Genomic DNA, 26,669 nt, shown 5'->3' on the forward strand with positions numbered 1-26,669 from the left:
GAGGACGCCATCAGTGGCGTCAAGCTCGAGAACGGTGCCGTCTAGTTCAATACGCATTGCTCAACTCCTCGTCATGATCTGCAGGCGATCGCCGTTGCCAACACCAAACGATGCGATGACGTCGTGCCCGCTCACCACGAGAGCCTTGTCGTCGAGCGCCAGCGAGAAATCGTCTGGCAGCAACGTGCCCTTCTCGGCGAAGGCGACTCCGATCAACCGACGCAGCCGGTCGAACGTCACCGCGCCGGGCACGACGAGATCAATCTGTTTGCCCTGGAACACAAGGGTGATCTCGATCATGTGGATGCTCGCTTTCGTCGCCCCCTGAGTCTCCCCAGCGACAGACCGGCGACCAGCGCGAGCGGAACGCCGATCACCAGCGCCAGGGCGTAGAGAGCTGGAGACTCCGTTCGGGCTTCGCGTGCCTCGCTCAGCACCTCGGTGGTGTAGCCATCGAAGAGCGCGGCCCGCACTGCCTGGTACTCGCCGGCATCGACACCAGTCGGCGCGAACGTCAGGGTGTCGACGACGCCGAGCCGTTCGGCACTGGCCTCTCGCTGCTCGCGTGCGCGTGCAGCGAGATCTGCTGAAAAGAGCCTGCCGCGAATAGCGAAATCGCCAGCGGTGCCAGTGCCGACCGACTCATTGATCAGGACGTTGGTGTTCAGATCCAATCGTCCGGCGTCGTCGTCCGTATCGGCGGTAGCGGGCGAGGCCGCGGGAGCGCCGACTGTCAAAGCGACAGCAAGCGCGCACGCGAGAATGCCCTGCGCAGGGAGACGCGACCGTGGTCGCATGTCGTCTGTCTGGTGTGGAACGGGTTCAGAAGCCGAAGCTCTGCGCGTCCTGCGCGTCACGCTCGGCGATGGTGTCGGCATACTTGTTCAACTGCTCGTTGATGTTCACCAGCAGTTCCTCGAACTTCTTCACGCTCTCGTGAAGCTGGTTGTACTGCTCGAGATACGCCTGAAAGGCCTGGCCCTTCCACTGCTCGGCAATGGTCGAGTTCATCTGGTTGACCTTCTGAATCGCCTGCTCGATCTCTTCTTTCGAGCGCGTGTAGACCTGAGCCTGCTGCTTCAGTTCTTCCGGTGTGACACTGATCTGGCCCATGTGAACCCCCTCTTTCATAGTGAAATAGTCAACTGCCATTCAACAATGTTGCACGCTTGTGAGGTCAATGTTGAAGGGCTTTTAACTTATATGTAACGTATGGCATCGGTCAAATCGGGTTGTCACTCACCCACGCCACAGGGTCGGGTCGGATAAAGTCGGGGGATGGGTCAGAACGAGGACACTGCCGAGGCGCTCGAGCGGCTGCACAGCATCCGGCAGAGCATCGACAACATCGACGCCGCGGTCGTGCACATGCTCGCCGAGCGCTTCAAGTTCACGCAGCAGGTCGGCGCGCTGAAAGCGGCGCACGGACTCCCCGCCGCCGACCCCGAGCGCGAACGCGAGCAGATCCAGCGGCTGCGCGCCCTCGCGGAGGAGAGCCACCTCGACCCGGCTTTCGCCGAGAAGTTCCTCAACTTCATCGTCGCCGAGGTCATCCACCACCACGAACGGATCGCCACAGAGAGCGCCAGGTGACCTGGGATCCGGCGGCCGTGCCGGACGCACACGGCAAGACGGTCGTGGTCACCGGCGCCAACGCCGGCGTCGGATACTTCGCCAGCGAGCAGCTCGCCGCAGCGGGCGCCCACGTGGTGCTCGCCTGCCGCAGCCAGGAACGGGCGGAGGCGGCCGTGTCGGCCATCCGCCGACGCGTCCCGGGCGCGAGCGTCGAGGCGACCCCTCTCGACGTGTCAGACGCGGGGTCCGTCGCTGAAGCCGCGGAGGCGCTGCTGCAGCGGGAGCGCATCGACGTGCTGCTCCTCAACGCCGGTATCGTGCATCCACCGGCCGACAGAGCAGTGGATGCGCGGGGCAACGAACTCGTGCTGTCCACCAACGTCCTCGGTCACTTCCACCTCACCGCGCTCGCGCTCCCTGCGCTGGAGCGCTTGCCGGGAGCACGCATCGTCACGCTCGGCTCCCTGGCGACCCTGCTCGCCCGTTTCCCTGTCGACGACCTGCAGCTCGACGGCACGTACAACTCCTGGAATGCGTACGCGCAGTCGAAGATCGCGGCGCAGGTGTTCGGGTTCGAGCTCGACAGGAGGCTGCGCGCGGCAGGGAGAGACGTCGCGAGCGTTGTCGTGCATCCCGGGTACTCCACCTCCGGCCGCACCCCGGGCATCCGGGGCGTGAACCAGCCGTCCAAGGCGAAGCGCTTCGCCGACAACCTCCAGGCCGCCTGGACGCAGGGCAAGGACCACGGCGCCTGGGTTCCGGTGCGCGCGGCCCTCGACCCCGAGGTGCGGGGCGGCGCCTTCCTCGGCCCCCGCTGGGTGACGAAAGGCACGCCGGCTCGCGCGCTCGCCACACGCACGACCCGCGACTCCGCAGTCGGGGCGCGGGTGTGGGAGCTGCTGGAGGAGTACACGGGGCAGCCGTTCACGATAGCGCGCTGACGCATACACCCACCCCTGCCTCCGACCTCCCAGCGCCCGTTCAGAGGGCTGCTGTGTGCTGAAGGTATGGATATCGCTTACACCGCAATCGCGCACGCCACTGGTGGAGGACGAGACGGACACGTCCGCAGCGAGGACGACCTGATCGACTTCGACACCCGCCCGCCGAAGGAACTGGGCGGATCCGGTGCGGGGACCAACCCGGAGCAGTTGTTCGCCGCGGGGTATGCTGCCTGCTTCCTCGGCGCCATCCACGCCGTCGGCCGCAGCGAGAAGCTGGACACCACCGATGCCGCCGTCTCGTCGAGCGTCGGCATCGGAGACAACGGCGAAGGCGGATTCGCGCTTGCCGTCGAACTGGACGTCTACATCCCGCGCGTCGGCAGGGAGCAGGCCGACCTGCTCGCCGAGAAGGCGCACCAAGTGTGCCCATACTCGAACGCGACCCGCGGGAACATCCCGGTGAAGGTCACGATCGTCGAATAGTCGGAGACCGAGACGGCGCCAGCGTCAGTTCGTCGCGACCCGCCCGACCTTCTCCGTCTTGTCCCAGCGCGCCTCCACGTGCGCGAGCTCTTTCAGGTACGAGTCGAACGTGATCGCGCACAGCAGCGAACCGTATCCGGCTAGGTAGATCAGCGTCGGCGCGAGCCAGCGGCCGGCACGGGTGCGGTCCGCTTTGCGTGCGAGCCAGGCGACCACCATCGAGAACGGGATCCAGACGTAGATGGCAAGCGTCAGCCAGAACAGGGTCGAGCCGCTGAGGGTCGCGCCGAACAGGCCGGGCAGCCACACCAGCATCACCTTCGGGAACAGCGCCGTCAGCATTACCAGGATGTTGACGATTCCGGGGAACAGCAGGATCTGACCCAGCTCGCGTTTGCTGGTCGCCGCATCCGTCATCGACCCGAGGATGAGGATGAACAGGTAGGCGAGGGCGGCGGAGATCCAGAGCGCGCGGAACACGTTGGTCGCGAAGTCCTCCTGGAGGAACAGCAGCCCGGCGAGCCCGATCGACGAGGCGATCATGATGAGCGGAAGCAGCCACAGGCTGAACCAGACGATGCCGAACGTCCACGCCCCCAGATGGTGGTTTCCGCTCGGGCGGAACCAGATGTTCTTGTAGCGCGCCGTCACCGTCACATTGCCGCGCGCCCAGCGCAGCCGCTGCTTCCACAGCGCGTCGACCGACCGCGGCTCCTCCGCGAGCACGTGGGCGTGCGGCTCGAACACGACCTTGCGGCCCTTGAGCTGCGTCTCGAACGTGGTGATCGTGTCCTCGGCGAGCGACGACGTGTCGATCTGACCGCCGATGGCGAGCAGGTTCTCGCGGGTGTGCAGTTGCGCGCCTCCGGCGAGGCAGGCCTGCGCCCCCATCACGTTCTGCGCGCGGCGCGCCGCCGGCTGCGAAAGCACGTACTCGACGCCGATGAACTTCGTCAGGTAGTTGCGGTCGCTGCTGCCCTCGCGGATGTATGCGGAGACGGCGCCGACGTCCGGATCGGCGAAGTGGCGGGTCATGCGGCGCAGGGAGTCCGGCAGGTAGATGACGTCGGCGTCCATGATGAGGAGCGCCTCCATCCAGTCGTCTTTGAGGATCTCGCGGATGCCGTGGTTGAGCGTGTGCGCCTTGCCCTCGCCGCCCTTGTCGCGGCGGAGCAGCACCACGTTGCCGGGGTAGAGCGCCTCCTTCTCACGGACCACGTCCGGGGTCAGGTCCGTGCTCGCATCGTCGACCACGAAGATGCGCAATGCCTCGCGGGGGTAGTCGAGCTTCATCAGCCGGTCGATGGATGCGCCGATCACCGCGCCCTCGTTCCAGGCCGGGACCACGATCGCCACCCTGGGCAGGTACGGCTTCGCCTTGCCGTAGTGGTTGATGAAGGCGTGGAACGGGATGACGATGAACGTCGCCGCCGCCGCGATGACCGGGATCAGCCCGGTGAGCGCCAGAACGAGACACACCCAGACGCCGATCGCTTGCAGTACGGCCACCACGTCCATGTCTGCCTCCCCTTCGACCGCCACCATACCAACAGTGGACAGCGCGGTTCAGCCGCCCGTCCGCTCCGGATGCGCGGATGCGCTCCCCGCCGTGTCCGATTCCTGCCAGCGGGCGTCGGCGGGTACCGATAGCGTCGAATCGTGAAGGTCGCAGTGCAGTTCATCGCCATGGGTCTCGTCTGGGGCGCCAGCTTCCTGTTCATGAAGGTCGGACTGGAGGGTGTGAGCTTCGGTCAGGTGGTGTGGGCCCGGCTGGTGTTCGGCGCCATCACGCTGGCGGTCATCGCGATCATCACGCGCAGCAGGCTCCCGCGCGAGCCCGTCGTGTGGCTGCACTTCCTGGTGGTCGCGCTCACGTACTGCGTCATCCCGTATCTGCTGTTCGCCTGGGCGGAGCAGTACGTCTCCTCCAGCCTGGCGAGCATCTACAACGCGGTCACCCCGATCACCACGGCCATCCTGGTCACCGTGGCGTTCCGGGTGGAGAAGCTGAACCGCGACCAGGTGCTCGGCGTGGCCATCGGCGTTCTCGGCGTCGTGATCGTGGTGGGGCCGTGGCAGATCGCCGCTCTCTCCGGCAGCGTGTGGGGGCAGCTCGCGTGCCTCGGCGCTGTCACCTGTTACGGCTTCAGCTTCGGCTACATCCGGCGCTTCATCAGCCACAGGGCCATGCCGGCGACGACCATCGCCGTGATGAACATCGGCGTGGCCGCCGTGGTGATGCTCCTGCTGACTCCGGTGATCGCCTGGGGTCCGATCACGTTCAGTTGGCCGGTGCTCCTCAGCCTGCTGGCGCTCGGCGCGCTGGGGACGGGCGTGGTCTACATCTGGAACATGAACGTGCTGCGCGCGTGGGGGCCGACAGCCACCTCGGGCGTGACATACGTGACACCCGTGGTCGGCGTTGCTCTGGGCATCCTGGTGCTCGGCGAGACGCTGAGCTGGAACGAGCCGGTCGGCGCACTCGTCGTGATCGCGGGCATCCTGCTGACGCAGCAGCGTGTGCGGCTGTTCACCAGGCGGCAGGCGGAGCTGGTGGACGAGACGGCGTAGCCGGCTGCGGCGTGCGCCTACCGCAGCGCGTAGCCGCCGTCGACGTACAGGGTCGACCCGGTCGTGTACGTGCTGGTGAACAGGTGCAGGACAGCGTCGGCGATCTCCGACTCGGTGCCCGTGCGCCGGAGCACGGTGCTAGCGCTGAAGCCGGAGAAGGCCGCATCCCTGACCTCGGCCGGTCGCTGCGACCAGAGGTTGCCGTCGACGGTTCCGGGGGCGATGGCGTTGACCCTGACCGGCGCGAGTTCGACCGCCAGCCCGCGGGCCAGGCCCTCGATCGCGGCGTTGGCGGCCACGTATGCGGCGGCGGGACCGGCAGGGCGCACGCTCGCGGCTCCGGACATCAGCACCACGGAGGCGTCGGGCGCGAGAAGGGGGAGCGCGGCGTGCACGACGCGGTACTGGCCCCAGAACTTCGACTCGAACGGGCTGCGCGCCTCCTCGATGGTCGAGGTGGTGAACGGCCCCGTGGTGTAGCTGGCGGCGGTCGTCAGGAGCGCGTCGACCGCATCCACGGGCTCGAAGAAGGCGGCCACCGAGGCGTCGTCTGCTGTGTCGACCACGCCCCAGGTCGCCGCGTCGCCGAGTTCAGCCGCCGCGCGCTCCAGAGTGGATGCGGTTCGGCCGCCGAGGACCACGTGCGCGCCGGCCGAGACGGCCTGTCTGGCCACGGCGAGGCCGATCCCGGACCCGCCCCCGATCAGGACGACGGTGCGCCCGGCGAGACGATCGATGCTGTGCTGAGTCATGGTGTGTTCCAGCCTCGCAGACGAGCGGGCGCGGACCGTTCCGTGTGACCGAACGTGTCGGCCGGGAGCCGCGAGCCGAGAGCCGGGAGCCGGGAGCCGGGAGCCGGGAGCCGTCAGCCTGGGCTATGCCTTCGGCTTCCGCGCCTCGATGAGGGTGCGCGACGAGTGCGCCACGAACGCGCCATCCCGCTCGATGAGCTCGTGCAGCGCCCGCAGGCGATCGAGATAGCGATCGACGGTGAAGTCGGGCACCCACCAGATCACCTTGCGCAGGATGTAGACGACGGCGCCGATGTCGAAGAACTCCATCCGCAGCCGCTCCGTGCGCAGGTCGACGATGTCGAGTCCGGCCGCACGCGCATCCCTGGACTCGTCGTCGGGGTGCCGTCCGCGATGGTTCGCCTCCGGCAGCGGGCCGGTGAAGAACTCGATCAGCTCGAAGGCGCTCTCCGGGCCGACGTGCTGGGCGAAGTACTTTCCTCCCGGCTGGAGCACGCGGGCCAGCTCCTCCCACCAGATCGTGGCGGGATGGCGGCTGGTCACCAGGTCGAATGCGGCGTCGGCGAACGGCAGCGGCGGCTCGTCCTGGTCGGCGACGACCACGGCCCCCAGTGGATGCAGCAGTCGTGTCGCCACCGCGACGTTCGGTGCCCACGACTCGGTCGCGACCATCACGGGCGGGAACGGTGCTGCGGAGGCGAGCACCTCGCCGCCGCCGGTCTGCACGTCGAGGGCGGCACGCGCATCCCGCAGCCGGTCGGCGAGCAGGCTGGCGTAGCCCCAGCTCGGCCGCTGCTCGGTGGCGCGGCCGTCGAGCCAGGAGAAGTCCCAGCCGGACACGTCGACGGCGGCCGCCTCGGCGACCAGCTCATCGAACGTGCCCGACGTGCCCGACGTGCCCGACATGCCCGACATCGTGCGAGGAGGACGCCGCCGTCAGGCGACGACCGGACCGAAGTGCTCGGGGAGGGTGGAGCGGTGGGTGCCGCGCAGCTCCTCCAGGCCGACCGTGAACTGGTCCTGCACCTCGAGGACAGGCTGCGCGCCGACCTCGGCGTCCGTGACGCCGATGCGCAGCGCCGGCACGCCGCGTCCCTCGCAGAGGCCGCGGAACTTCACGTCGTCCTCGCGCGGCACGGAGACGAGCACGCGGCCGGTCGACTCGCTGAACAGGGCGGTCGCCGCATCCACGCCGTCGCGGTCCATGATCTCGGTGATCCAGACGCGCGCGCCGACGCCGAAGCGCATGACCGACTCGGCGAGAGCCTGCGCGAGGCCGCCGTCCGAGAGGTCGTGCGCCGACGCGACGAGGCTCTCGACCGATGCGGCGTGCAGCAGCTCGGCCAGGTTGCGCTCACCGGCGAGGTCGACCGCAGGAGGACGTCCGCCGAGGTGACCGTGGACCGTGCCGGCCCAGGCGGAGCCGTCGAGCTCCTCGCGGGTCACGCCGAGCAGGTAGATGTTGTCGCCCTCGTCCTGCCAGCCGCTCGGGATGCGGCGGGCAACGTCGTCGATGACGCCGAGCACGCCGACCACCGGGGTCGGGAAGATCGGGTTGGTGCCCGTCTGGTTGTAGAAGGACACGTTGCCGCCCGTGACGGGGATCTCGAGCTCGAGGCAGGCGTCCGACAGGCCCTCGACGGCCTGCGAGAACTGCCACATGACCTCGGGGTTCTCCGGGCTGCCGAAGTTGAGGCAGTCGGTGACCGCGGCGGGCACAGCACCGGATGCGGCGACGTTGCGGTACGCCTCGGCCAGGGCGAGCACGGCGCCCTGCTTCGGGTCGAGCTGGCAGTACCGGCCGTTCGCGTCGGTGGCGATGGCGAAGCCAAGGCCGCTCTCCTCGTCGACGCGGATCATGCCCGCGTCGTCGGGGAAGGCGAGGGCGGTGTTGCCGCCGACGAAGTAGTCGTACTGGTCGGTGATCCAGCCCTTGTCGGCCAGGTTCGCGCTGCCGAGCAGGGCGAGGAACTGGTCGCGCAGCTCGTCTCCGCCGGTCGGACGGGCGAGACGGGAGGCGCTGTCGGCCTGCAGGGCGTCGATCCAGGCCGGGTAGGCGACGGGACGCTCGTAGACGGGGCCGTCGACCGCGACGGTGCGCGGCTCCACGTTGACGATCTCCTCGCCGTGCCAGTTGATGACGAGGCGGCCGGTGTCGGTGACCTCACCGAGCACGCTGGTCTCGACGTCCCACTTCGCGGTGACCGCGAGGAACGCATCCAGCAGTTCGGGCTTGACGACGGCCATCATGCGCTCCTGGCTCTCCGACATGAGGATCTCCTCAGCCGTGAGCGTGGGGTCGCGCAGCAGCACCTTCTCCAGCTCGATGAACATGCCGCCGTCGCCATTGGACGCCAGCTCGCTCGTCGCGCAGGAGATGCCGGCGGCGCCCAGGTCCTGGATGCCCTCGACCAGCTTGTCGCGGAACAGCTCGAGGCAGCACTCGATGAGCACCTTCTCGGCGAACGGGTCGCCGACCTGCACGGCCGGACGCTTGGTCGGGCCACCGGCCGAGAACGTGTCGGACGCCAGGATGCTCGCGCCGCCGATGCCGTCGCCGCCCGTGCGCGCCCCGAACAGGACGACCTTGTTGCCGAGGCCTGACGCGTTGGCGAGGTGGAGGTCTTCGTGTCGGAGGACGCCGACGGAGAGGGCGTTCACCAGCGGGTTGCCCTGGTATACCGGGTCGAAATAGGTCTCGCCGCCGATGTTCGGCAGGCCGAGGCAGTTGCCGTAGAACGAGATGCCGGAGACGACGCCGTGCACGACACGGGCGGTGTCCGGGTTGTCGATGGCGCCGAACCGCAACTGGTCCATGACCGCCACCGGCCGCGCGCCCATCGAGATGATGTCGCGCACGATGCCGCCGACGCCGGTCGCGGCGCCCTGGAACGGCTCGATGTACGAGGGGTGGTTGTGCGACTCGACCTTGAAGGTGACCGCCCAGCCTTCGCCGACGTCTACGACACCGGCGTTCTCGCCCATGCCGACCATGAGGTTCTTCTTCATGGCGGGCGTGACCTTCTGCCCGAACTGCCGCAGGTACATCTTCGACGACTTGTACGAGCAGTGCTCCGACCACATGACGGAGTACATGGCGAGCTCGCCGCTCGTCGGGCGCCGACCCAGGATCTCCCTGATGCGCGCGTACTCGTCCTCCTTCAGGCCGAGCGCCGCGAACGGCTGCTCGCGCTCAGGAGTGGCGATCGCATTCTCGACGGTGTCGACGACGTGCGTGGTGGTGGTGTCGGTCACGCTGGCACTCCAAAGCGGGGAGACGGTGGCGGGGATGCGACCAGTCTACCGGGGGTGGCGGCGTCCGGAGGGCGGGGCGGGGATGGTGCCAGGATGGTCGTGTCGAGAGGACGCCGGATGCAGATTTCGAGGGAAAGGGCGTGGCGATGACCGCGGAACGTTTCACCGGCTGGCCGCGCGGCGCCGCCGACTTCTACGCCGGGCTCGAGGCGGACAACTCGAAGGCGTACTGGACGTCGCACAAGGAGGTGTACGAGACGCAGGTGCTCGCGCCGATGCTCGCGCTCATCGCCGAACTGGCCGGCGAGTTCGGGGACGGCAGGGTGTTCCGGCCGTACCGCGACGTGCGGTTCAGCCAGGACAAGTCGCCGTACAAGACCCACATCGGCGCGCTGCTCGAACGCGGCTACGTGCAGTTCTCGGCATCAGGGCTCGGCGTGGCGGCCGGGTATCACACGATGGCGCCAGACCAGCTCGACCGCTACCGTACGGCCGTAGCGGACGACCACAGCGGCCCCGCCCTGGAGGAGGCACTTGCGGCGGTGGAGGCTCGCGACCTGTCCGTGGTCAGCCACGACACGCTGAAGACGGCCCCGCGCGGCTACCAGAAGGACCACCCACGGATCGAATTGCTTCGCCGCAAGAACCTCGCCACCTGGCGCGAGTGGCCGGCTGACACCGCCTGGATCGGGTCGGAGGCAGTCGTGGCGCACGTTGCGGACGCGCTGCGCGCATCCCGTGCGCTCGGGGAGTGGCTGGACGAGTTCGTGGGGCCGAGCGTGGTGGAGGGGCGCGGCAGGCGGTAGGCGGTCGACCTCCCCGTCAGGGTCTCAGGTGCTCGTCTTCGTGCGGAAGGTGCGACCGAGGACGGTGACAAGAACGCCGGCGAGCAGGCCGCCTGCGAAGACGAGCATCCAGGTCGGATCGAAGACGCCGGATGCAGCGACGCGTTCGGGCGTGATGTTCTTGGCGTCGATGGGGGCGGAGAAGAAGTCGTGGATCTTGCCGGCGTCGACACCCTGCGTTCTCGTGTTGGCGAGGACAGTGGAGAAGTTCCGGTAGTACTGCTGGCTCATCCCCAGTTCGGTGTTCCCCCTCGACAGCACGTCGGTGACCCCGCTGCGCACCGTTTCGGCGCTGGTGAACGTGGCATTGGCGCTGTTCAGGAGCGCCTCGAACAGCACCAGGTTGTCGGGGACGTCGATGGTGCTGCTGGCGAGCTGGCCGCTGGTTTCCGCACTGCGAGCGACCAGGTCGGCGATGCTCTGGTACAGCGCGTCACTGTTGTCGACGTACAGCGCGACACTGTCAGGGTCGTAGCTCTTCCAGTCCTTGACCTCAAGACCGTCGACCGCGCTGGTTTCCAGCGCGGAATCCTCGACGGCCGCCCTGGTTCGGTCGAGCCAGCCGTCCAGCGTCGCCAGATGGGCGTCGAGCGGCAGGGCAGGCAGGTTGTCCACACTCAGCGAGTCCCTCACGCTCTTGAGGGCTTCGATGTCTGCCCTCACGGCGGCGAGCACCGCCGGATCGATCGCCGCACCACCGGGAATGGCCGGGATGGCAGGGAAGAGCGGAACGCTGGGAACAGTCGGACCGGACGGGACGGCAGGGACGAGCGGAACGCTGGGAGTTGTCGGGACGCCAGGAACGTCCGGGACAGTTGGTGCGGTCGGGTGGCTGGGCTCTGCAGGGTCGGCGGACGGGTCGAGTATGGCTACGAGCGATTCCAGGTTCGTGATGCTCGTATCGAGGGTGCTCATCATGGCCAGGATGGTGGCCTGCTGGGAGCCGATGGACCCGCTGTAATTCGTGGCGTAGTCAGCGATCGCTTGTCGCAACGAGTCGAGCTGACCAGCGAGGTGACGTGGAGCCGAGCCGTCTGCGTCGGTGCAGGGGGCCGCGGCACCGGTGGCATCGACTCCGCTCAGTGTGCAGAGCATCCTGGTTCTCAGCCCGTCGAATTGATTGCCGTAGAAGGCTCGGTCGGCCGCTGCCTGCAGGGCGATTCGTGCGTTGCCGTTCGTCGCGTTGAGCTCTGCGATCTCCCGCTGACGCCGCGCCTGATCGTCGATCTCGTACAGCTTGCTCGAGAAGGACTCGCTCGTACTGGCGAGCGTGTCGGTGACCGCCTCGGAGAGACTGTTCTGCGCTTCGAACGTTGCGGCGTTCACGTCTTTGAGGCCGGTAGCGTTCGAGACGAAGTCCTGGAAGTTCGGCATCGTCCGCGAGAACGGCTCGTCCACGTCGGAGGCCAGTGCCGAGATGAGGGCCTCCTGGTTGCCCACGGCGGCATTCAGGTAGCCGTCGGCCTGCGCGACGTTGTCGGCGACAGAGGCGTAGTACATCGTGACGACACTCTGGTTGAACCCGTGCACGATGTCGAGGATCCTGCTCTTCAGCAGCCGATCCGACTGCTCGTCCACCTGCGGTTGCAGCCGGTACTCGACTGTCGCTTTGGTCGGGACGAGGTCTTGGAGCGTCAGGATGTCATGCGAGAACGACTGGGGCAGGTAGATGGCCGCGTCGATGGACCCGTCCTTGTACGCCTTCTCGGCGACCGGCCGCGAGAGCACCGTCCAGTTGTACTCGGAGTCCTTCGAGACCCGGTCGACGAAGTTCGCACCGAACGCATACGCCTTATCGTTGAATTCGGCAGCGAGATCCTCGTTGACCAGGGCCACCGTCGGCTTGAGCACTGTGGCCCGCTGACTGAGCTCGCCGTTCATGACCAGGAAGGCGAGCGCCACCGTCACGAGCAGCAGAGTCGTAGAGACGACTCGTGCAACCCATGACCTCCGGTTCGCCCCACGGAACAGGCGTGCCATACTAATATCTCCTTGCGCGGCGTCTCCCCCAAAGAAATATCGTAACGCAGCCGTTGCCGAGCAATCCCTGTATGGTCATTCCGGATCGAGCCGCTGTGTCACAGCGACGGCGACGGCTCGGCCAGCACACGGCTCAGCACCGGGCGCGTCGCGCGGAGTCCCAGCCAGACGAGCAGGATTCCGGCGGCCAGGCAGCCCGCGATCATGATGAGGCTCGCCGGCGCGACCAGCAGGCTGATGCCGGTGAGCGGGAAGATCACCACCGCCGCCGTCACGGCAGAACCGATCGTGGTGATGCGCAGCGGGGAGAGCACGGCGCGGGAGCGGGCGGCGTTCATCGTCTCCACGGGCATCCCGAGTCTGTCGAGGCTGACGTAGACGGCGCGCCGGTCGAGCACGGCGGACGCCTGGTTGACGCCGACAGAGCAGGCGACCATCAGGAACGACGCGACCACGGTGATGATGACGCCCGTGCGGATGTCGGCGAAGAGCTGCAGCGACTCGGTGTCCGCCTTGCCGCTGTCGGCGGCGACGCCGAGCAGTGCGACCCCGACACCGGCGAAGACGGCCATGAAGCTGGTCATCGCCACGCCGGACACCTGCCGCCACGCGGCCTTCGGCGACTCCAGGATGCTGCGCGCAGCGAGCAGCTTGGTCGGCGTCGTCGCCCGCTTCGCCTGGCCGGATGCGACCAGCCTGAGCACCCACGGGCCCACCAGGTTGAGCACGGCGACCGTTCCGCCGAAACCGACAGCCAGGATGGTCAGCACCACGCCGAACCCCGCGGCGAGCTGCAGCACGTTCATGGCGACGAAGGTCACCGCGACGACGGCCAGTCCGATGACCACCCGCACCCAGTGCATCCGGGGCGCGGTCTGACGAGTGCGGACGCCGAGCGGTGAGAGGATCACGCCGCGCAACCCGATCACGGCGCTGAGGGCGGCGAGCGCGCCCACCGCCACGACCACGACGGCGACGAGCAATGGATGCAGGAACACAGCCGCGCCGAGCGGCTCGCCCCGGAACGGGATCAGCCCGACCAGCGGCACGGCGCCGAGCGAGATCACCACGCCCGCGAGCGCGCCCGCCACGGCGAGCACGGTCGACTCGATGACGGTGAGGGCGGTGACGGTGCCGGGGGTCGCCCCGAGGAGGCGGAGGCTCGCGAGCCTGTCGTCCCTGCGGCGCGCGGACAGCCTGGCCGCAGAGCCGCCGAGCGCCACGAGCGGCACGATCAGCAGGGCGAGCGCGACGACCGCGAGCAACTGGTAGAGGAACGCGGTCTCCCCCGTCCAGGAGAAGAACGCCTGCGCCCCGCCCGCGACGACGAGCAGGAGAGCGGTGACGACGGCGAACGCGACGACGGGCAGCACGATGGTCCCCCGGTCGGCGGCGGAGCGGCGGCCGAGCAGCCAGGCGAGTCTGAGGGTGTTCATCGGGTGACCGCCTCGTCCACGATGCGGCCGTCCGCGAGGCGGAGCACGCGCGAGCAGCGGGCGGCGACCTCCTCGTCGTGGGTGACGACCACGAGGGATCGGCCGCGCCCCGTGGTCGAGCCGATCAGCGCATCCATCACCTCGACGGAGGTGTGCGAGTCGAGGGCGCCCGTCGGTTCGTCGGCGAAGACGATGGATGCGCCGGTCACCTGGGCGCGGGCGATGGCGACCCGCTGGGCCTGGCCGCCGGAGAGCTGGCCGATGCGCCGGGTCTCGTACCCGGCGAGGCCGAGGGCGGCGAGCCAGCCTGCGGCGTTCTGCTCTGCCGCCGGTCGCGCGGCGCCGCCCAGCATGAGCGGGAGTGCGACGTTCTCGATGACGGTCAGCTCCGGCAGCAGGAAGCCCTGCTGGAACACGAACCCGAACGCCTCGCGTCGCAACCGCGACCGCTCCTTCTCGCCGAGCGCCGTCACGTCGAGCGGCCCGTGCGGCGTCGCGAGGGTGACGCTGCCGGAGTCCGGCTTCACGATTCCGGCGAGGACGTGCAGCAGGGTGGTCTTCCCCGAGCCGGACGCGCCCATGATCGCCACGGAGTCGCCGACGTTCAGCCGGAAGTCGACACCGGCGAGCGCGACGGCGGCGCCGTACGCCTTGGTGAGGCCGATGGCGGCCAGGGCCGCGTGGACCGGCTGGACCGGGTTGGCCGGGCTAGCCGGGTTGGCCGGGTTAGCCGGGTTAGCCGGGTTAGCCGGGTTAGCCGGGTTAGCCGGGTTAGCCGGCTGGGCCGGGGGCTGGAGGGTGGGGTCTGAGGTCATGCATCCATCGTCTTCGCCGGGGGACGGGGGCGCATCGGCCGGGGGCCTCATCCTGGGCGGTAGTGCGTCATCCTCGCGATGGAGGTCGGGCGCGCGACAGGACCACGAATTTTGCGGAGGGTCTTGCGCATCGGGCGGGTGCCACATATTATCTACGCATAGATCATCTACTCCTAGACAGAAAGGCACGATCATGTGGAGCACAGAGCACACCGCAGAGACCACGCTCTCCCGCGACGCCGTCTGGGCCGCGCTGCGCGACCTGCACACCGGGGACCTCACCTACGAGGGCGCAGACACCTTCGAACTCGACGGGCCGTTCGCCGTCGGCACGGAGCTCACCATCACCCCCGTCGGCCAGGACCCGTTCCGTTCGACCATCGTCGACCTCGTCGACGGCGTCACGTACGCCGACCGCACCGTCTACGGCGACGTCACGCTCACTTTCCGGCACACCCTGACCGACACGGCCACGGGCACCAGCGTGACCCACCGCCTCGACATCACCGGCCCCGCCGCAGACGAGGTCGGCCCAGAGCTCGGCCCGCAGATCAGCGACGACTTCCCCGTGTCGATGGCCGCACTGTTCGAGCAGGCCACACTGAGAGCATGACGAAGTTCCCAGAAGGCCCGACCGCGAGCCCCGGCTTCCTGCTCTGGCACGCCACCCTGCGCTGGCAGAGGGCGATGGCCGGGGCGCTCACCCCGCTGGAACTGACGCACGCGCAGTTCGTGATCCTCGCATCCACCTGGTGGCTGAACGGCGCCGGTGAGCGGCCCAACCAGGCGCGACTGTCCGAGTTCACCGGGTCGGATGCGCGCATGACCTCCGAGGTGGTGCGCCGCCTGCTCGCCAAGGGGCTCCTCGAACGCGAGCAGGACCCAGCAGACACCCGCGCGAAGGTGCTGCACGTCACCGACGCGGGACGCGAGCTGGCGGCGGCCGCGATCGAGGCGGTCGAGTCGGCCGACACGGCGTTCTTCACCCCCGCGGCGGCGGCAGCGCCGGATGCGCTCCTCCCGCTGCTGCACGCGCTCAGCGCCCGCTGAGGCTGAACAGGAACCTCTGCGCGACGCGCCGGGTGGAACTCCGTTTGGAAGGAGATGCCGCCGCGATGTTGCCGGAACTCCTGCGCAACTGCGAAGCCGCCCGGCCCGGGAGGGGGCGGGCGGCTTCGGGGGGCCGGGGGCAGGGCCGGGGTTAGTCCACGAGGTCGTGGCGCACCACGATCTCGTCGCGCGCGGGGCCGACGCCGATCGCGGAGATGCGGGCGCCGGACAGCTTCTCCAGTGCGATCACGTAGTCCTGCGCGTTCTTCGGCAGGTCGTCGAAGGTGCGTGCGCCGCTGATGTCCTCCGTCCAGCCGGGGAACTCCTCATAGATCGGGGCGGCATGGTGGAAGTCGCTCTGCGACGCAGGCACCTCGTCGTGGCGCACGCCGTCCACGTCATACGCGACACAGACCGGGATGCGCTCGATGCCGGTGAGCGTGTCCAGCTTGGTGAGCACGAAGTCCGTGACGCCGTTGATGCGCGCCGTGTAGCGGGCGACGGGCGCGTCGTACCAGCCGGTGCGACGCGGGCGACCGGTGGTGGTGCCGAACTCGAAGCCGCGCTCGCGCAGGAACTCGCCCCACTCGTCGAACAGCTCGGTCGGGAACGGCCCGGCGCCGACACGGGTGGTGTACGCCTTGACGATCGCGATGACGCGGTCGATGCGGTTCGGGCCGATGCCTGAGCCCGTCGCAGCACCGCCCGAGGTGGAGTTGGAGGAGGTGACGAACGGGTATGTGCCGTGGTCCACATCCAGCATCGTGGCCTGGCCGCCCTCGAACAGGACGTACTTGCCCGCCTCGAGCGCCTGGTGCAGCAGCAGCGAGCTGTCGACAACCATCGGGCGAAGGCGCTCTGCGTAGCTCAGGAGCTGCTCGACGACCTCGTCGACGCTGATGGCGCGGCGGTTGTAGACCTTCACCAGCAGGTGGTTTTTCTGGTCGAGCGCTCCCTCGACCTTCTGGCGCAGGATGTTCTCGTCGAACAGGTCCTGGATGCGGATGCCCACCCTGTTGATCTTGTCGGCGTACGTCGGGCCGATGCCGCGGCCGGTGGTGCCGATCTGGCGCTTGCCGAGGAAGCGCTCCGTGACCTTGTCGATGGTGCGGTGGTAGGAGGTGATGACGTGCGCGTTGGAGCTCACCTTGAGGCGGGACACGTCGACTCCGCGGGCGATCAGCCCGTCCAGTTCCTCGAACAGCACCTCGATGTCGACCACGACGCCGTTGGCGATGACGGGCGTGACGCCCTCGGTCAGAATGCCGGACGGGAGCAGGTGCAGCGCGTACTTCTCGCTGCCGACGACCACCGTGTGGCCGGCGTTGTTGCCTCCGTTGAACTTGACGACGTAGTCGATGCGGCTGCCGAGGAGGTCGGTCGCTTTGCCTTTGCCTTCGTCGCCCCACTGGGCGCCGATGATCACGATCGCGGGCACTTTTCGGTCCTCTCGATGGGATGAGCGCGCCGGCGTCCTTCGGGTCGACCGTCGCACTCGATCCTATCAAGGCATTATCTTGCACACCGCTGTGCAAGAAGAGTATGATCAAATACATGCCTTCCTCCACCACCCGCGCCCCCCGGCGCGATGCAGCAGCGAACAGGGAGGCGATCATCGCGGCGGCCGCAACGGCGCTCAACGACGACATCGACGCATCCCTCGAGACCATCGCCGCCCGCGCCGGTCTCAGCCGCCGCGCCATCTACGGCCACTTCGCCACCAGGGACGACCTCCTCATCGACGTCTTCACCCGCGGCGCGGCCAGGCTCGCCGCCCTCCTCGACCCTGTCTCCCATCCGGATGCACTGGTCGAGATCGCGCTGTTCGGAGCCACCCTCTGGGCCGAGGTCGAGCATGTGCGCGTCAGCGCTGCCCTCGCCGTGCGCGGCCCGCACCGCGAACTCGTCGGCGCCGCCCTCGACCCCGCCCGCGAGCGGCTTCGCGACACCGTGCAGCGCGGCATGGCCGCCGGACGCATCCGAACCGACCTCCACCTCGAGACCGTCACCAGGCTCGTCGAGAACGCCGCCGTCGCGGTGCTCGACGAGGCCACCCGCGCCAAGCTCACCAACGAGGCCGGCCACCGGCTCGTGATGCTCGCCGGTCTCAGCGCAGCAGGACTCGGCTGGCGAGAGGCGGATGCGCTCATCGCCGAAACCCCCGAACTCGCCTTCCAGGAGGTCGCAGCATGAAGATCGTCCTCGACAGGGTCGCCAAAGGCGCGCACAACGCCGCCCTTCCGCCCGCCACCGTGTCGTTCCAGACCGGTGAAGTGACGCTCGCCAGGGCGGAGACGGAGCAGCGGCCGTCCGTGCTCGGCCTGATCGCCTCCGGCCGGATGCGGCCGGACGCCGGAACCGTCACGATCGACGGTGCGACGGACTACTCCGCCATGCGCAAGCGCATCGCCCTGATCGACGCACCGGATGTGTGCGAGCCCGCTGCGGATGTGACCGTGGCCGGGATCGTGGCGGAGGAACTCATGTTCGCCGGGCGCGCATCCAACCCCATCGCTGTGAACAGACGGCTGGGCGAGCTGGGCGCGTCGGAGTGGGCGCGGTTCGCGATCGGGAACGTTCCGCCTACGGTGCGCATCAGACTGCTCACCGAGCTCGCGCTCATGCGGAAGGGCGTCGACGGTCTCGTCATCACGTCGCCCGACCGGCACGGCGGAGACCCGAACGAGTGGTGGGAGCTCGCCCGCGGGCTCGCCGCCCGCGACATCGCGGTGCTCGTCGTGGCCGGGGACGCCTCAGCGGCAGCCATCGCCGCCTCCACGATGATCACCCGCCTCGGCGAGACCGCCCCGAACGGCACCTTCGACGAGGACCCGGGGCGCGACGACACCGACGAGCTGCCCGACCTCATCGTCGCCCCAGCACTCGAACAGCGCGCAGACCGCGCAGACAGCGCCAAGCGCGCAGACAGCGCCCAGCGCGCAGAGGAAGCCGAATGAAGATCCCCCAGATGATCGCGGCGGAGTTCCGCCGCCTCACCGCCAGCCCGATGTCGATCGTGGCGCTCATCGCCCTGATGTGCGTTCCGGTGCTCTATGGCGGCCTGTACCTCTGGGCCAACCAGAACCCGTACGCGAACCTCAACAAGATCCCCGCGGCGATCGTGGTCGACGACAGCGGCACGACGGTCGACGGCAAGACGGTCAACTACGGCGACGAGGTGGCGGACGAGCTCATCAGGGACGGCTCGTTCGACTGGCACCGCGTGGAGTCCGGCTCGGCCGCGAGCGGGGTCGACGACTCGAAGTACGACTTCTCGATCACGTTCCCCGCCGACTTCTCCGAGGCGCTGGCGTCCGCATCCACCACGTCGCCGCACCGCGCGACGGTCACCCTCACGACCAACGACACCAACAGCTATCTGGCGTCCACCATCGGAACGCAGGCCGCGGAGAAGATCCGCACCTCCATCGTCAAGAAGGTCAACCAGCAGGCGGCAGAGCAGTTCCTGCTGGGACTCGCCGACATCCGCTCCAACCTCGTGTCGGCCGTGGATGGGGCGAACAAGCTCGTCGACGGCAGCGAGACCGCACGCTCCGGCGCATCCACTCTCGCAGACGGCACCAGCCAGTTGGCCACCGGCTCGCAGCAGTTGTCAGATGCGCTCGCCCAGCTCTCCTCCGGAGCGGGACAGGTGAGCGACGGCGCAGCGCAGGTCGCAGCAGGCAACGACCAGCTCGCTGCGAAGGCCAGCCAGGCGGGAAGCGCCGCGGCCCAGCTCGCAGCGGACGCCCCCGCCGTCGGTCAGCAGTTGCTCGCGCAGTTGCAGCAGGCAGGAGCGACGCAGGAGCAACTCGACCGGGTATCGGCGGCGCTCGGGACGATCGACGCCAAGGTGCAGGACGGCAACGCACAGGTGCAGACCCTCGTCGGTCAGGTCAACCAGCTCGCAGCGGGCGCCGACCAGGTCGCCTCTGGCGCATCCCAGGTGGCCTCTGGCTCGACGCAGGCCGCCGGTGGCGCCGCGCAGCTCGCCGATGGAAGCAAGCAGGCGGCGACGGGCGCATCCCAGTTGCGGGACGGCCTCACCACCCTGCACGACGGCACGGCCACGCTGCGCGACGGCCTGACCAGCGGAGTCGATCAGATCCCCGACAACTCGCCGTCGCTGCAGAAGAAGCAGGCGACCACGATCGCCGACCCGGTGAACCTCAAGAACGACTCGATCACCTCCGCGGGGACATACGGAGCCGGCCTCGCGCCCTTCTTCGTGGCACTCGCGGGCTGGATCGGCATCTACGCCCTGTTCCTGATCGTGAAGCCGGTCTCGCGCCGCGCCATCACCGCGCTGCACTCACCGGTGAAGATCACGCTCGCCGGCTGGCTGACGCCAGGGCTGCTCGGAGCAGTGCAGATGGTCGGGCTGTTCGCGATCGTCTCCGGGGCGCTCGGGTTCCGCATCGACAACCCGGTCGGGATGTACGGATTGATGGCCCTGGCGTCGCTCACCTTCGCGGCGATCATCCTGGCGCTGAACGTCTGGCTCGGCAGCGTCGGCCAGTTCCTCGGCCTCGTGCTGATGGTGCTGCAACTCGTGACGGCAGGTGGCACCTTCCCGTGGCAGACGTTGCCGGGCCCGCTGGCCGCGCTGCACCACGTCTTGCCGATGTCGTACGCCGTGGACGGCATCCGGCAGCTCATGTACGGAGGCAACCCGGCGACGGCCTGGGCGGACGCCGGTGTGCTCGGACTGTGGCTTCTGATCGCGCTGCTGGTCTCCGCGATCGGCGTGACGAGGATGACGCACTTCCGCACGCTGCGCGACCTGCGGCCGAGCCTGATCGGGTGACGCGGGCCGCCTGATCGGGTGACGGTGCCGCCTGATCGGGTGACGGTGCCGGGCGGTATGGTGTCCGCGTGAGCGACACCCTCCGCATCCTGCACCTCTCGGACACCCATCTGTACGGCGACGGCCGCCTGCACTACGGGCTGGTCGACACGCTCGCCGCGCTCGACACGGTGCTGGCGCGGGCGGCGACCCTCGAGTCGATCGACCTGGTCGTCGCCTCCGGCGACCTGTCCGACGACGGCACCGCGGAGTCGTACCGGAGGCTGGCCGACCGGCTGGAGCCGTGGGCGTCCGAACGGGATGCGTGCGTCGTCTACGCGATGGGCAACCACGACCTCGCCGCGGGCTTCGAGCAGGTGCTCGGCGCCCGCGAGACGGTCACGCAGGTGGACGGCTTCCGCATCGTCACCGTCGACTCCGTGGTGCCAGGCGCAGGCTACGGCCACATCGACACCGCACAGCTCGAACGCCTGCGAGCCGTGCTGGCCGAGCCGTCTCCACGCGGGACCGTCCTGGTGCTGCACCACCCGCCCGTGCCGCCGACCACCGGGCTGTTCGAGACGCTCCGACTGGTCGACCCGGATGCGCTCATCGACCTCTGCACGGCCGCCGACGTGCGGCTCGTGCTCGCCGGGCACTACCACCACGCGCTCGTCACCGAGGCTGGACCGCGGCGCATCCCTGTCGTCGTCGCTCCCGCGGTGGCCAACACCACCGACGTGCTCTGGACGCCCGAGCGCGAACGCGCGGTACGAGGGTCCGGATTCGCCGTGGTGCAGGTGCCCGTGGCCGGACCGGTGCGCGCCCACCTCGTCTCCGCGCCGGCGCCGGACGACGGGCAGACGGTCTACGACCTCGCCCCCGCCGACATCCGGCGAATCGCCGACGCCTCGGGATGGACGGGACGCGCATGAGCACCGCAGCCGGATACTCGGGCACTCCGCTCTGGAAGAAGCTCGGCCTCAAGCCCGGGATGCGCGCCCAGGTGCTGCACGCCGACGACGGCTGGCGCATCCCGCTCGACGGCGGGCCGGACGGGATCGAATGGCTCGCCCCGGACGAAGCCGAACCGGCCGGACTGGTGCTCGCGTTCTATCGCAGCGCCGCCGACTATCTCGCCGAGCTCGACGGCCTCGGGGCGCGCATCCGACCGGACGGGATGCTCTGGGCGGCCTGGCCGCGCAAGGCCGCCGGGCACGTGAGCGACCTCGACGAGAACCTGATCCGCGACGCAGCGCTCGACCGCGGCCTGGTGGACGTGAAGGTCGCTGCGGTGGACGCGGACTGGTCGGGGCTGAAGATCGTGTGGCGGCGCGAGAACCGCTGAGTTCCGCCCGGCAGCGTGCGCGGGCCGCTCAGCTCGCGAACGACACGTGCTGCAGCACCCACGCGTGCATCGCGACCGCCGCTGCCGCCGACGCGTTGATCGACCTGGTCGAACCGAACTGCGAGATCTCGACCACCGCATCCGCTGCCGCGATCGCCTCGTCGGACAGCCCGGGCCCTTCCTGGCCGAACAGCAGCACGCACTCGCGCGGGAACGCGAACGTCTCGATGATGACCGACCCCGGGACGTTGTCGATCGCGATGATCGGGAGGCCGGCATCCCGTGCCCAGGCGACGAACCCGGCGACGTCGTCGTGGTGCGAGACGTGCTGGTAGCGGTCGGTGACCATCGCGCCGCGCTTGTTCCAGCGGCGACGGCCGATGATGTGCACCGTGTCGGCGGCGAACGCGTTGGCGCTGCGCACGATCGAGCCGATGTTCATGTCGTGCTGCCAGTTCTCGATGGCGACGTGGAACGGGTGCCTGTGCTCGTCGAGGTCGGCCACGATCGCGGTCATGGTCCAGTAGCGGTAGCGGTCGATCACGTTGCGGGTGTCGCCGTGCTGCAGCAGCTCACGGTCGTAGCGCTCGTCCTCCGGCCACTCGCCCTGCCACGGACCGACCCCGTTCGTCGTCCACTCCGCCGTTCCCGCCGTTCCCGCCGCGCCCGCTTCACTCTCCACCCCCCGAGCGTATCCCGCCGTCGAGCCCAGGGTTCTTCACGCCAAAACCGCGATTTGCGGTGAAAAAGGCTGGGCTCGATCGTGGGGGTCGGATGGGGCGAATAAGCTGGGCCTGTCGAAAGGGGATTGCGTGGCGCGACGCGACGAGATCGAATGCTGGCTCACCGACATGGACGGCGTGCTCGTGCACGAGAACCATGCTCTGCCGGGGGCGTCAGCGCTCATCCAGCAGTGGCGGGATGATGGCACCCCCTTCCTCGTGCTCACCAACAACTCCATCTTCACGCCGCGCGATCTCGCGGCCCGCCTGCGCGCATCCGGACTCGACGTTCCGGAGGAGTCGATCTGGACGTCCGCGCTCGCCACCGCGGACTTCCTCAAGTCGCAGATCCCCGGCGGAAGCGCATACGTCATCGGCGAGGCGGGCATCACGACGGCCCTGCACGAGGCCGGGTTCATCATGACGGACACCAACCCCGACTACGTGGTGGTCGGCGAGACCCGTTCCTACTCGTTCGACGCCATCACCAAGGCCATCCGCCTCATCGGCAAAGGCGCGCGCTTCATCGCCACCAACCCGGATGCGACGGGACCGAGTGCGGACGGCCCCCTTCCCGCGACGGGCGCCGTGACCGCCATGATCACCAAGGCCACCGGCATGGAGCCGTACGTGGTCGGCAAGCCCAACCCGATGATGTTCCGCTCCGCCATGAACCGCATCGGCGCGCACTCCGAGAACACCGCGATGATCGGCGACCGGATGGACACCGACATCGTCGCCGGCATCGAGGCGGGACTCCACACGATCCTGGTGCTCACCGGCATCAGCGACCAGAGCGAGATCGACCGTTACCCGTTCCGCCCGGACGAGATCCTGAACGGCGTGAGCGAGCTGGTGGCGGCGGAACCGCACGAGTCGGACCTGTAGGCGCGTCTCGGCCCCCCCTGGCTACGCGGCCGGGCCGGGTCCCGCCACGGTTGAGGTGAGCGGCTCGCCGCCTGAGCGGCTGACGAAGCAGTAGAACGACCGCTGCCCGTCCCTCCACTGCTGCTCGGTGGCGGGGAAGGTGCCCTGCAACTGCAGGTCGGGGTATGCGGCAGCCGCGGCCAGGTCGATGATCCCCGGGTGCGTGCACACGGCGTTGATCTGGGCTGCGAGAGCGTCCGCGCCGGGATACGGCGCCGCCAAGTCGGCCGAGAACAGATTGGTGTAGACCAACTGCGCCGTGTGCGGCGACGCGCAGTCGACGATTGTGAACGTCTCCGCCCACGGCGACGTGAACGGCTGGATGCACTCTCCTCCGCCGAGCGTGTTCCACGGGTGCGTGCCGGCAGCGACCGGACCGGCCGGCTTGGCCTGGATTGTCGGTGTCGGCGTCGGCGTCGGGGTGGCGCTCGGCGGCTGGGTGCTCGCGGACGGCACCGCGGACGGCTGAGCGGCCCCGAACATGTCCGGCACACGGGTGCCGAGAGCGAAGAGACCGATGAGGACCAGCACGACCGCGAGCCCTCCCGCCACCCAGAACAGGATGCGGTTGGTGCGGCGGGACCCGGTGCCTCCTGGACCGGACGGGGTGCCGCCACCGGTGCCACCGCCTGCGCCGCTGGGGGCGGTGGCCGGGGCCGCCGTGGCCGGGGCCGCGTGGCTGCCGGTCGGGACCCGGGGTGCCTGGGTGGTGGCCGGAGCGGGCGCGACAGGCGCGACAGGTGCGACAGGGGCGACAGGGGGAACCAGCGCGATCGTCTCCGCGGTTGCGGGCGTTGCGAGCTCCGGGAAGAGGATGGTCGCGGCCGTCGGCGACTCGCTCGCGGGAGCGGGCGGTTCGGTGGGCTCCTCGGCGGCAGCGGGCGGCGCGTAAGCGAGCTGTTCGGCGGGCGCGTCTTCCGCCGACTCGGCAGCGATCGTGTCGCCCGCGGCCTGGGCGATGGCGGCGGTCGGCAGGCTGGCCTCGCCGATGCTCTCGGCGTCGAGCGGCTGCGTCGCGGGCGACGGCAGAGCGCCGAGCAGGAGCGTCGCCTCCTCGATCGGAGGGACCGTCGCGGCCGGGGGGACAGCCGGGATCGCGCCGGTGGACCCGGTGGTCGGCTCAATCGCCTCGGCAGGCTCGGGCCGCGCGTCGAAGCTGACAGGGTCAGGGTCGCCCGGCCGCGCGCGGAGCAACGCCGCGATCTCCGCGGTGTCGAGCTTGGCGGTCGGGACGTCGGCGGAGCTCTGCCCGGACGTGACGCCCGGCTCGAACAGCGCGGACGCATCCGGAGGCGGCAGCACAGGAGGAACCGGAACCGCAGGAACTGCCGGAGGCGCCGGGGCGACAGGAACGGCCGGAGTCGCCGGAGTCGCGGGAGGGGTGAGCGCGCCAGGCGGAATCGGAATGATGCCTGTCGTGTCACCGATCACCGAACGGCTGGTGGATGCGGGCTCGTCCGTGTCGTCTTCGCCGAAGAATCCGAGCAGAGCGGCGAGACCGTGGCTCTCCTCCTCGGACTGGTGAGCGTCGCCGGCGGCGACAGGCTCAGCGGTGGGCGGCTCGACCGGAGGTGGTGTGAAGAGCGGAGGTGGTGTGAAGAGCGGAGGCGCTGGCGGCCCCGTCTCGGCGGCAGGCTCGGTGTCGATGTTCCAGACAGGGGGCTCAGGAAGGCGCAGCGCCTCGAAGAAGCTCGGGGGCTCGAACGTGGTGGTGTCCGGCGGGGTCGGTTCGCGCTGTGGCTCGGCGAAGGCCGCGGGCTCGGCGAAGGACGCGGGCTCGACGACGGGCGGCGCCGCATGGGCGGGCGGCGCAGGCTCGACCGGCGGCGCAGGCTCAACGACCGGAGCGGGCGCAGGCTCAGCAACAGGTTCCGGCTCGTCCGCGCGGGACGACGTCGACTCGTACGAGTCGAACGACGGAACCGGGATCACCGGAGGAATGGCTGGCGTGACCGGGGCCGGTGGCGCGACGGGAACATCCGCTTCGATGGTGGCCTCGGAGTCGTCGGACGAACTCGCGGTCGTGTCGTCCAGGTGCCACACCGTTCCGGTCGTCGGCTCGGCCGGTTCGTCCACGAGCGGGTCGCTGCCGACCCCCGGAGTCAGGTTCCAGCTGAAGCCCTGGGCCTGCTCCGCGTCCTCGGCCGGATCGCTCTCCGCGACGTGCGCGGCCTCCGGTGCATCCCCGTCCTGCGGGTTGAGGAACAACTCGAAGGTGTCCTGGGCATTGACGATCGGCAGCGCGGCCGTGGGCTCCGGCGCGCCCGTCTCCGGCCGGGGCTCCCCGACCGGCGCGGCTTCCGGGACGACCGGCAGCGCGACGGTGGGCATGGCCGCCTCCGCGATATCCCTGTCCGGCGCGGCATCCGCATCCGGAGCCGCACCATCGGTGGACTCCCGCTGCTCAGCGCTCGGCTGGTCAGCGCTCCGCTGCTCAGCGCTCGACTGGTCAGCGCTCGGCTGCTCAGCGCTCGGCTGCTCCGGCGGGGTCGACGCCACGCGCCTGCCGCCGGTGAGCTGCTGCAGCAGCCATTCCGAACTGCCGAACTCGGGCTCAGGCGCGCCGGGGCGCTCGTCGCCCTCGGCGTCGTCGCCTGTGCCCGGGTGGCGTTCGTCTGTCACTAGTCGAGCCCCAGGTCCTTCAGGCCGATCGCTGCGAAGTACGGGTACCCGGCCTCTTCGATGACCTCGCGCGCTCCGGTGTTGCGGTCGACGACGACCGCCACCCCGGCGATCTCCGCGCCGACCTTCTTGAGCGCTTCGATGGCTTTGAGCGGGGATCCGCCCGTCGTGGAGGTGTCTTCGAGCACGATCACGCGCTTGCCTTCGAGGTCGGGGCCCTCGACCTGCTTGCCTCTGCCGTGGTCCTTGGGCTCCTTGCGCACGACGAACGCGTCGTAGGAGAGGCCGCGGGCGGCACCCTGGTGCAGGATCGCGGCGGCGACAGGGTCGGCGCCCATCGTCATCCCGCCGACCGCGACGACGTCGGGGACCTCGGCGATCAGGTCGATCATCACCTGGCCGATGAGGGGAGCGACACGGTGGTCGAGGCTGACTTTGCGCAGGTCGACGTAGTAAGTCGCCTTCTTGCCGCTCGTCAGGGTGAAGTCCCCGTGGAACACGGCGTCGGCCGAAATGTAGTCGATGAGCTGCTGTCTGGCGTCGGTCACGTCCCCGATT

27 protein-coding genes are annotated in these 26,669 nt (G+C 69.2%); 13 read left to right on the top strand and 14 right to left on the bottom strand.

Going from position 1 to position 26,669, the window contains the following annotated elements; translation table 11 throughout:
* Positions 1-60: 60 nt before the first annotated feature.
* The 3 genes from ACYVGI_RS03560 to ACYVGI_RS03570 form a co-directional block, all read right to left on the bottom strand.
* Positions 61-300: an EsaB/YukD family protein gene (locus ACYVGI_RS03560; protein WP_460631273.1), complete on the bottom strand. Its 240-nt coding sequence runs from the start codon at positions 298-300 to the stop codon at positions 61-63.
* Positions 297-674: a hypothetical protein gene (locus tag ACYVGI_RS03565; protein WP_460631274.1), complete on the bottom strand. Its 378-nt coding sequence runs from the start codon at positions 672-674 to the stop codon at positions 297-299. The genes ACYVGI_RS03560 and ACYVGI_RS03565 overlap by 4 nt, the downstream gene beginning before the upstream one ends.
* A gap of 148 nt (positions 675-822) precedes the next feature.
* A complete protein-coding gene (locus ACYVGI_RS03570; RefSeq protein WP_460631275.1) occupies positions 823-1,152 on the bottom strand; it encodes a WXG100 family type VII secretion target in 330 nt (109 codons plus the stop codon).
* Positions 1,153-1,278: 126 nt separating this feature from the next.
* On the opposite strand from ACYVGI_RS03570, the gene ACYVGI_RS03575 reads away from it, so the two are divergent.
* From ACYVGI_RS03575 to ACYVGI_RS03585, 3 genes are all read left to right on the top strand, one after another.
* Positions 1,279-1,593, top strand: coding sequence for a chorismate mutase (locus tag ACYVGI_RS03575; RefSeq protein WP_460631276.1), 315 nt, complete (start codon positions 1,279-1,281; stop codon positions 1,591-1,593).
* Positions 1,590-2,516 (top strand): SDR family NAD(P)-dependent oxidoreductase, encoded by a 927-nt coding sequence (locus tag ACYVGI_RS03580; RefSeq protein ID WP_460631277.1) that lies wholly within the window; start codon positions 1,590-1,592, stop codon positions 2,514-2,516. The genes ACYVGI_RS03575 and ACYVGI_RS03580 overlap by 4 nt, the downstream gene beginning before the upstream one ends.
* 66 nt (positions 2,517-2,582) lie before the next feature.
* Positions 2,583-3,002 (top strand): organic hydroperoxide resistance protein, encoded by a 420-nt coding sequence (locus tag ACYVGI_RS03585; RefSeq protein ID WP_460631278.1) that lies wholly within the window; start codon positions 2,583-2,585, stop codon positions 3,000-3,002.
* 24 nt (positions 3,003-3,026) lie between these two features.
* Here ACYVGI_RS03585 and ACYVGI_RS03590 read toward each other — a convergent pair whose 3' ends face one another.
* Positions 3,027-4,547, bottom strand: a complete 1,521-nt coding sequence (locus tag ACYVGI_RS03590) for a glycosyltransferase family 2 protein (RefSeq protein WP_460631279.1) — start codon at positions 4,545-4,547, stop codon at positions 3,027-3,029.
* Positions 4,548-4,661: 114 nt separating this feature from the next.
* Between ACYVGI_RS03590 and ACYVGI_RS03595 the strand changes: the two genes are divergently transcribed.
* Entirely contained in the window at positions 4,662-5,573 is a 912-nt protein-coding gene (locus tag ACYVGI_RS03595; RefSeq protein WP_460631280.1) for a DMT family transporter, read from the top strand.
* A 17-nt stretch (positions 5,574-5,590) separates the two neighbouring features.
* On the opposite strand, the gene ACYVGI_RS03600 is transcribed toward ACYVGI_RS03595, so the two are convergent.
* The 3 genes from ACYVGI_RS03600 to purL form a co-directional block, all read right to left on the bottom strand.
* Positions 5,591-6,325, bottom strand: coding sequence for an SDR family oxidoreductase (locus ACYVGI_RS03600; protein ID WP_460631281.1), 735 nt, complete (start codon positions 6,323-6,325; stop codon positions 5,591-5,593).
* A gap of 123 nt (positions 6,326-6,448) precedes the next feature.
* Positions 6,449-7,231, bottom strand: coding sequence for a class I SAM-dependent methyltransferase (locus tag ACYVGI_RS03605; RefSeq protein ID WP_460631282.1), 783 nt, complete (start codon positions 7,229-7,231; stop codon positions 6,449-6,451).
* A 30-nt stretch (positions 7,232-7,261) separates the two neighbouring features.
* A complete protein-coding gene (gene purL / locus ACYVGI_RS03610) occupies positions 7,262-9,580 on the bottom strand; it encodes a phosphoribosylformylglycinamidine synthase subunit PurL (RefSeq protein WP_460631283.1) in 2,319 nt (772 codons plus the stop codon).
* A 146-nt stretch (positions 9,581-9,726) separates the two neighbouring features.
* Between purL and ACYVGI_RS03615 the strand changes: the two genes are divergently transcribed.
* Entirely contained in the window at positions 9,727-10,386 is a 660-nt protein-coding gene (locus tag ACYVGI_RS03615; RefSeq protein ID WP_460631284.1) for a DUF2461 domain-containing protein, read from the top strand.
* Between the two features lie 24 nt (positions 10,387-10,410).
* Here the strand turns inward: ACYVGI_RS03615 and esaA are convergent, their stop codons facing one another.
* From esaA to ACYVGI_RS03630, 3 genes are all read right to left on the bottom strand, one after another.
* A complete protein-coding gene (gene esaA, locus ACYVGI_RS03620) occupies positions 10,411-12,405 on the bottom strand; it encodes a type VII secretion protein EsaA (protein WP_460631285.1) in 1,995 nt (664 codons plus the stop codon).
* A 98-nt stretch (positions 12,406-12,503) separates the two neighbouring features.
* Positions 12,504-13,841, bottom strand: a complete 1,338-nt coding sequence (locus ACYVGI_RS03625) for an FtsX-like permease family protein (RefSeq protein ID WP_460631286.1) — start codon at positions 13,839-13,841, stop codon at positions 12,504-12,506.
* Entirely contained in the window at positions 13,838-14,656 is an 819-nt protein-coding gene (locus ACYVGI_RS03630) for an ABC transporter ATP-binding protein (RefSeq protein ID WP_460631287.1), read from the bottom strand. The genes ACYVGI_RS03625 and ACYVGI_RS03630 overlap by 4 nt, the downstream gene beginning before the upstream one ends.
* A gap of 193 nt (positions 14,657-14,849) precedes the next feature.
* Between ACYVGI_RS03630 and ACYVGI_RS03635 the strand changes: the two genes are divergently transcribed.
* Both ACYVGI_RS03635 and ACYVGI_RS03640 read left to right on the top strand, forming a co-directional pair.
* Positions 14,850-15,269, top strand: coding sequence for an SRPBCC family protein (locus ACYVGI_RS03635; RefSeq protein ID WP_460631288.1), 420 nt, complete (start codon positions 14,850-14,852; stop codon positions 15,267-15,269).
* On the top strand, positions 15,266-15,706 hold the full coding sequence (locus ACYVGI_RS03640) for a MarR family winged helix-turn-helix transcriptional regulator (protein WP_460631289.1): 441 nt from the start codon (positions 15,266-15,268) through the stop codon (positions 15,704-15,706). The genes ACYVGI_RS03635 and ACYVGI_RS03640 overlap by 4 nt, the downstream gene beginning before the upstream one ends.
* Positions 15,707-15,857: 151 nt before the next feature.
* On the opposite strand, the gene ACYVGI_RS03645 is transcribed toward ACYVGI_RS03640, so the two are convergent.
* The gene (locus ACYVGI_RS03645) at positions 15,858-17,144 is read right to left on the bottom strand and encodes an adenylosuccinate synthase (RefSeq protein ID WP_460631290.1); all 1,287 of its coding nucleotides are present in this window, start codon (positions 17,142-17,144) and stop codon (positions 15,858-15,860) included.
* Positions 17,145-17,260: 116 nt separating this feature from the next.
* Between ACYVGI_RS03645 and ACYVGI_RS03650 the strand changes: the two genes are divergently transcribed.
* The 5 genes from ACYVGI_RS03650 (at position 17,261) to ACYVGI_RS03670 (ending at position 21,840) form a co-directional block, all read left to right on the top strand.
* The gene (locus ACYVGI_RS03650; protein ID WP_460631291.1) at positions 17,261-17,899 is read left to right on the top strand and encodes a TetR/AcrR family transcriptional regulator; all 639 of its coding nucleotides are present in this window, start codon (positions 17,261-17,263) and stop codon (positions 17,897-17,899) included.
* Complete coding sequence (locus tag ACYVGI_RS03655; protein ID WP_460631292.1) at positions 17,896-18,663, top strand: hypothetical protein; 768 nt, start codon at positions 17,896-17,898, stop codon at positions 18,661-18,663. Before ACYVGI_RS03650 ends, ACYVGI_RS03655 begins: the two co-directional genes overlap by 4 nt.
* The gene (locus ACYVGI_RS03660; RefSeq protein WP_460631293.1) at positions 18,660-20,513 is read left to right on the top strand and encodes a YhgE/Pip family protein; all 1,854 of its coding nucleotides are present in this window, start codon (positions 18,660-18,662) and stop codon (positions 20,511-20,513) included. Before ACYVGI_RS03655 ends, ACYVGI_RS03660 begins: the two co-directional genes overlap by 4 nt.
* A 68-nt stretch (positions 20,514-20,581) precedes the next feature.
* Complete coding sequence (locus ACYVGI_RS03665; protein WP_460631294.1) at positions 20,582-21,427, top strand: metallophosphoesterase; 846 nt, start codon at positions 20,582-20,584, stop codon at positions 21,425-21,427.
* Positions 21,424-21,840 carry a DUF3052 family protein gene (locus ACYVGI_RS03670; RefSeq protein WP_460631295.1) on the top strand — a complete coding sequence of 139 codons (417 nt, stop codon included), beginning with the start codon at positions 21,424-21,426 and terminating at the stop codon, positions 21,838-21,840. The genes ACYVGI_RS03665 and ACYVGI_RS03670 overlap by 4 nt, the downstream gene beginning before the upstream one ends.
* A gap of 28 nt (positions 21,841-21,868) precedes the next feature.
* Here the strand turns inward: ACYVGI_RS03670 and ACYVGI_RS03675 are convergent, their stop codons facing one another.
* On the bottom strand, positions 21,869-22,522 hold the full coding sequence (locus ACYVGI_RS03675) for a TrmH family RNA methyltransferase (protein ID WP_460631296.1): 654 nt from the start codon (positions 22,520-22,522) through the stop codon (positions 21,869-21,871).
* Between the two features lie 130 nt (positions 22,523-22,652).
* Between ACYVGI_RS03675 and ACYVGI_RS03680 the strand changes: the two genes are divergently transcribed.
* Complete coding sequence (locus ACYVGI_RS03680; RefSeq protein ID WP_460631297.1) at positions 22,653-23,450, top strand: HAD-IIA family hydrolase; 798 nt, start codon at positions 22,653-22,655, stop codon at positions 23,448-23,450.
* A gap of 21 nt (positions 23,451-23,471) precedes the next feature.
* Here the strand turns inward: ACYVGI_RS03680 and ACYVGI_RS03685 are convergent, their stop codons facing one another.
* Together ACYVGI_RS03685 and pyrE are read right to left on the bottom strand one after the other, a co-directional pair.
* The gene (locus ACYVGI_RS03685; protein WP_460631298.1) at positions 23,472-26,111 is read right to left on the bottom strand and encodes a hypothetical protein; all 2,640 of its coding nucleotides are present in this window, start codon (positions 26,109-26,111) and stop codon (positions 23,472-23,474) included.
* Positions 26,111-26,659: an orotate phosphoribosyltransferase gene (gene pyrE, locus ACYVGI_RS03690; protein WP_460631299.1), complete on the bottom strand. Its 549-nt coding sequence runs from the start codon at positions 26,657-26,659 to the stop codon at positions 26,111-26,113. Before pyrE ends, ACYVGI_RS03685 begins: the two co-directional genes overlap by 1 nt.
* Between the last annotated feature and the right edge of the window lie 10 nt (positions 26,660-26,669).

Source organism: Leifsonia lichenia, assembly GCF_054780215.1.

Bases quoted from the DNA above. Each gene is read 5' to 3' on its own strand.
- ACYVGI_RS03560 (WP_460631273.1), bottom strand. From the start codon at position 300: ATGATCGAGATCACCCTTGTGTTCCAGGGCAAACAGATTGATCTCGTC.
- ACYVGI_RS03570 (WP_460631275.1), bottom strand. From the start codon at position 1,152: ATGGCAGTTGACTATTTCACTATGAAAGAGGGGGTTCACATGGGCCAG.
- ACYVGI_RS03575 (WP_460631276.1), top strand. From the start codon at position 1,279: ATGGGTCAGAACGAGGACACTGCCGAGGCGCTCGAGCGGCTGCACAGC.
- ACYVGI_RS03585 (WP_460631278.1), top strand. From the start codon at position 2,583: ATGGATATCGCTTACACCGCAATCGCGCACGCCACTGGTGGAGGACGA.
- ACYVGI_RS03590 (WP_460631279.1), bottom strand. From the start codon at position 4,547: ATGGTGGCGGTCGAAGGGGAGGCAGACATGGACGTGGTGGCCGTACTG.
- ACYVGI_RS03600 (WP_460631281.1), bottom strand. From the start codon at position 6,325: ATGACTCAGCACAGCATCGATCGTCTCGCCGGGCGCACCGTCGTCCTG.
- ACYVGI_RS03605 (WP_460631282.1), bottom strand. From the start codon at position 7,231: ATGTCGGGCACGTCGGGCACGTCGGGCACGTTCGATGAGCTGGTCGCC.
- ACYVGI_RS03615 (WP_460631284.1), top strand. From the start codon at position 9,727: ATGACCGCGGAACGTTTCACCGGCTGGCCGCGCGGCGCCGCCGACTTC.
- esaA (WP_460631285.1), bottom strand. From the start codon at position 12,405: ATGGCACGCCTGTTCCGTGGGGCGAACCGGAGGTCATGGGTTGCACGA.
- ACYVGI_RS03625 (WP_460631286.1), bottom strand. From the start codon at position 13,841: ATGAACACCCTCAGACTCGCCTGGCTGCTCGGCCGCCGCTCCGCCGCC.
- ACYVGI_RS03630 (WP_460631287.1), bottom strand. From the start codon at position 14,656: ATGACCTCAGACCCCACCCTCCAGCCCCCGGCCCAGCCGGCTAACCCG.
- ACYVGI_RS03635 (WP_460631288.1), top strand. From the start codon at position 14,850: ATGTGGAGCACAGAGCACACCGCAGAGACCACGCTCTCCCGCGACGCC.
- ACYVGI_RS03640 (WP_460631289.1), top strand. From the start codon at position 15,266: ATGACGAAGTTCCCAGAAGGCCCGACCGCGAGCCCCGGCTTCCTGCTC.
- ACYVGI_RS03650 (WP_460631291.1), top strand. From the start codon at position 17,261: ATGCCTTCCTCCACCACCCGCGCCCCCCGGCGCGATGCAGCAGCGAAC.
- ACYVGI_RS03655 (WP_460631292.1), top strand. From the start codon at position 17,896: ATGAAGATCGTCCTCGACAGGGTCGCCAAAGGCGCGCACAACGCCGCC.
- ACYVGI_RS03660 (WP_460631293.1), top strand. From the start codon at position 18,660: ATGAAGATCCCCCAGATGATCGCGGCGGAGTTCCGCCGCCTCACCGCC.
- ACYVGI_RS03670 (WP_460631295.1), top strand. From the start codon at position 21,424: ATGAGCACCGCAGCCGGATACTCGGGCACTCCGCTCTGGAAGAAGCTC.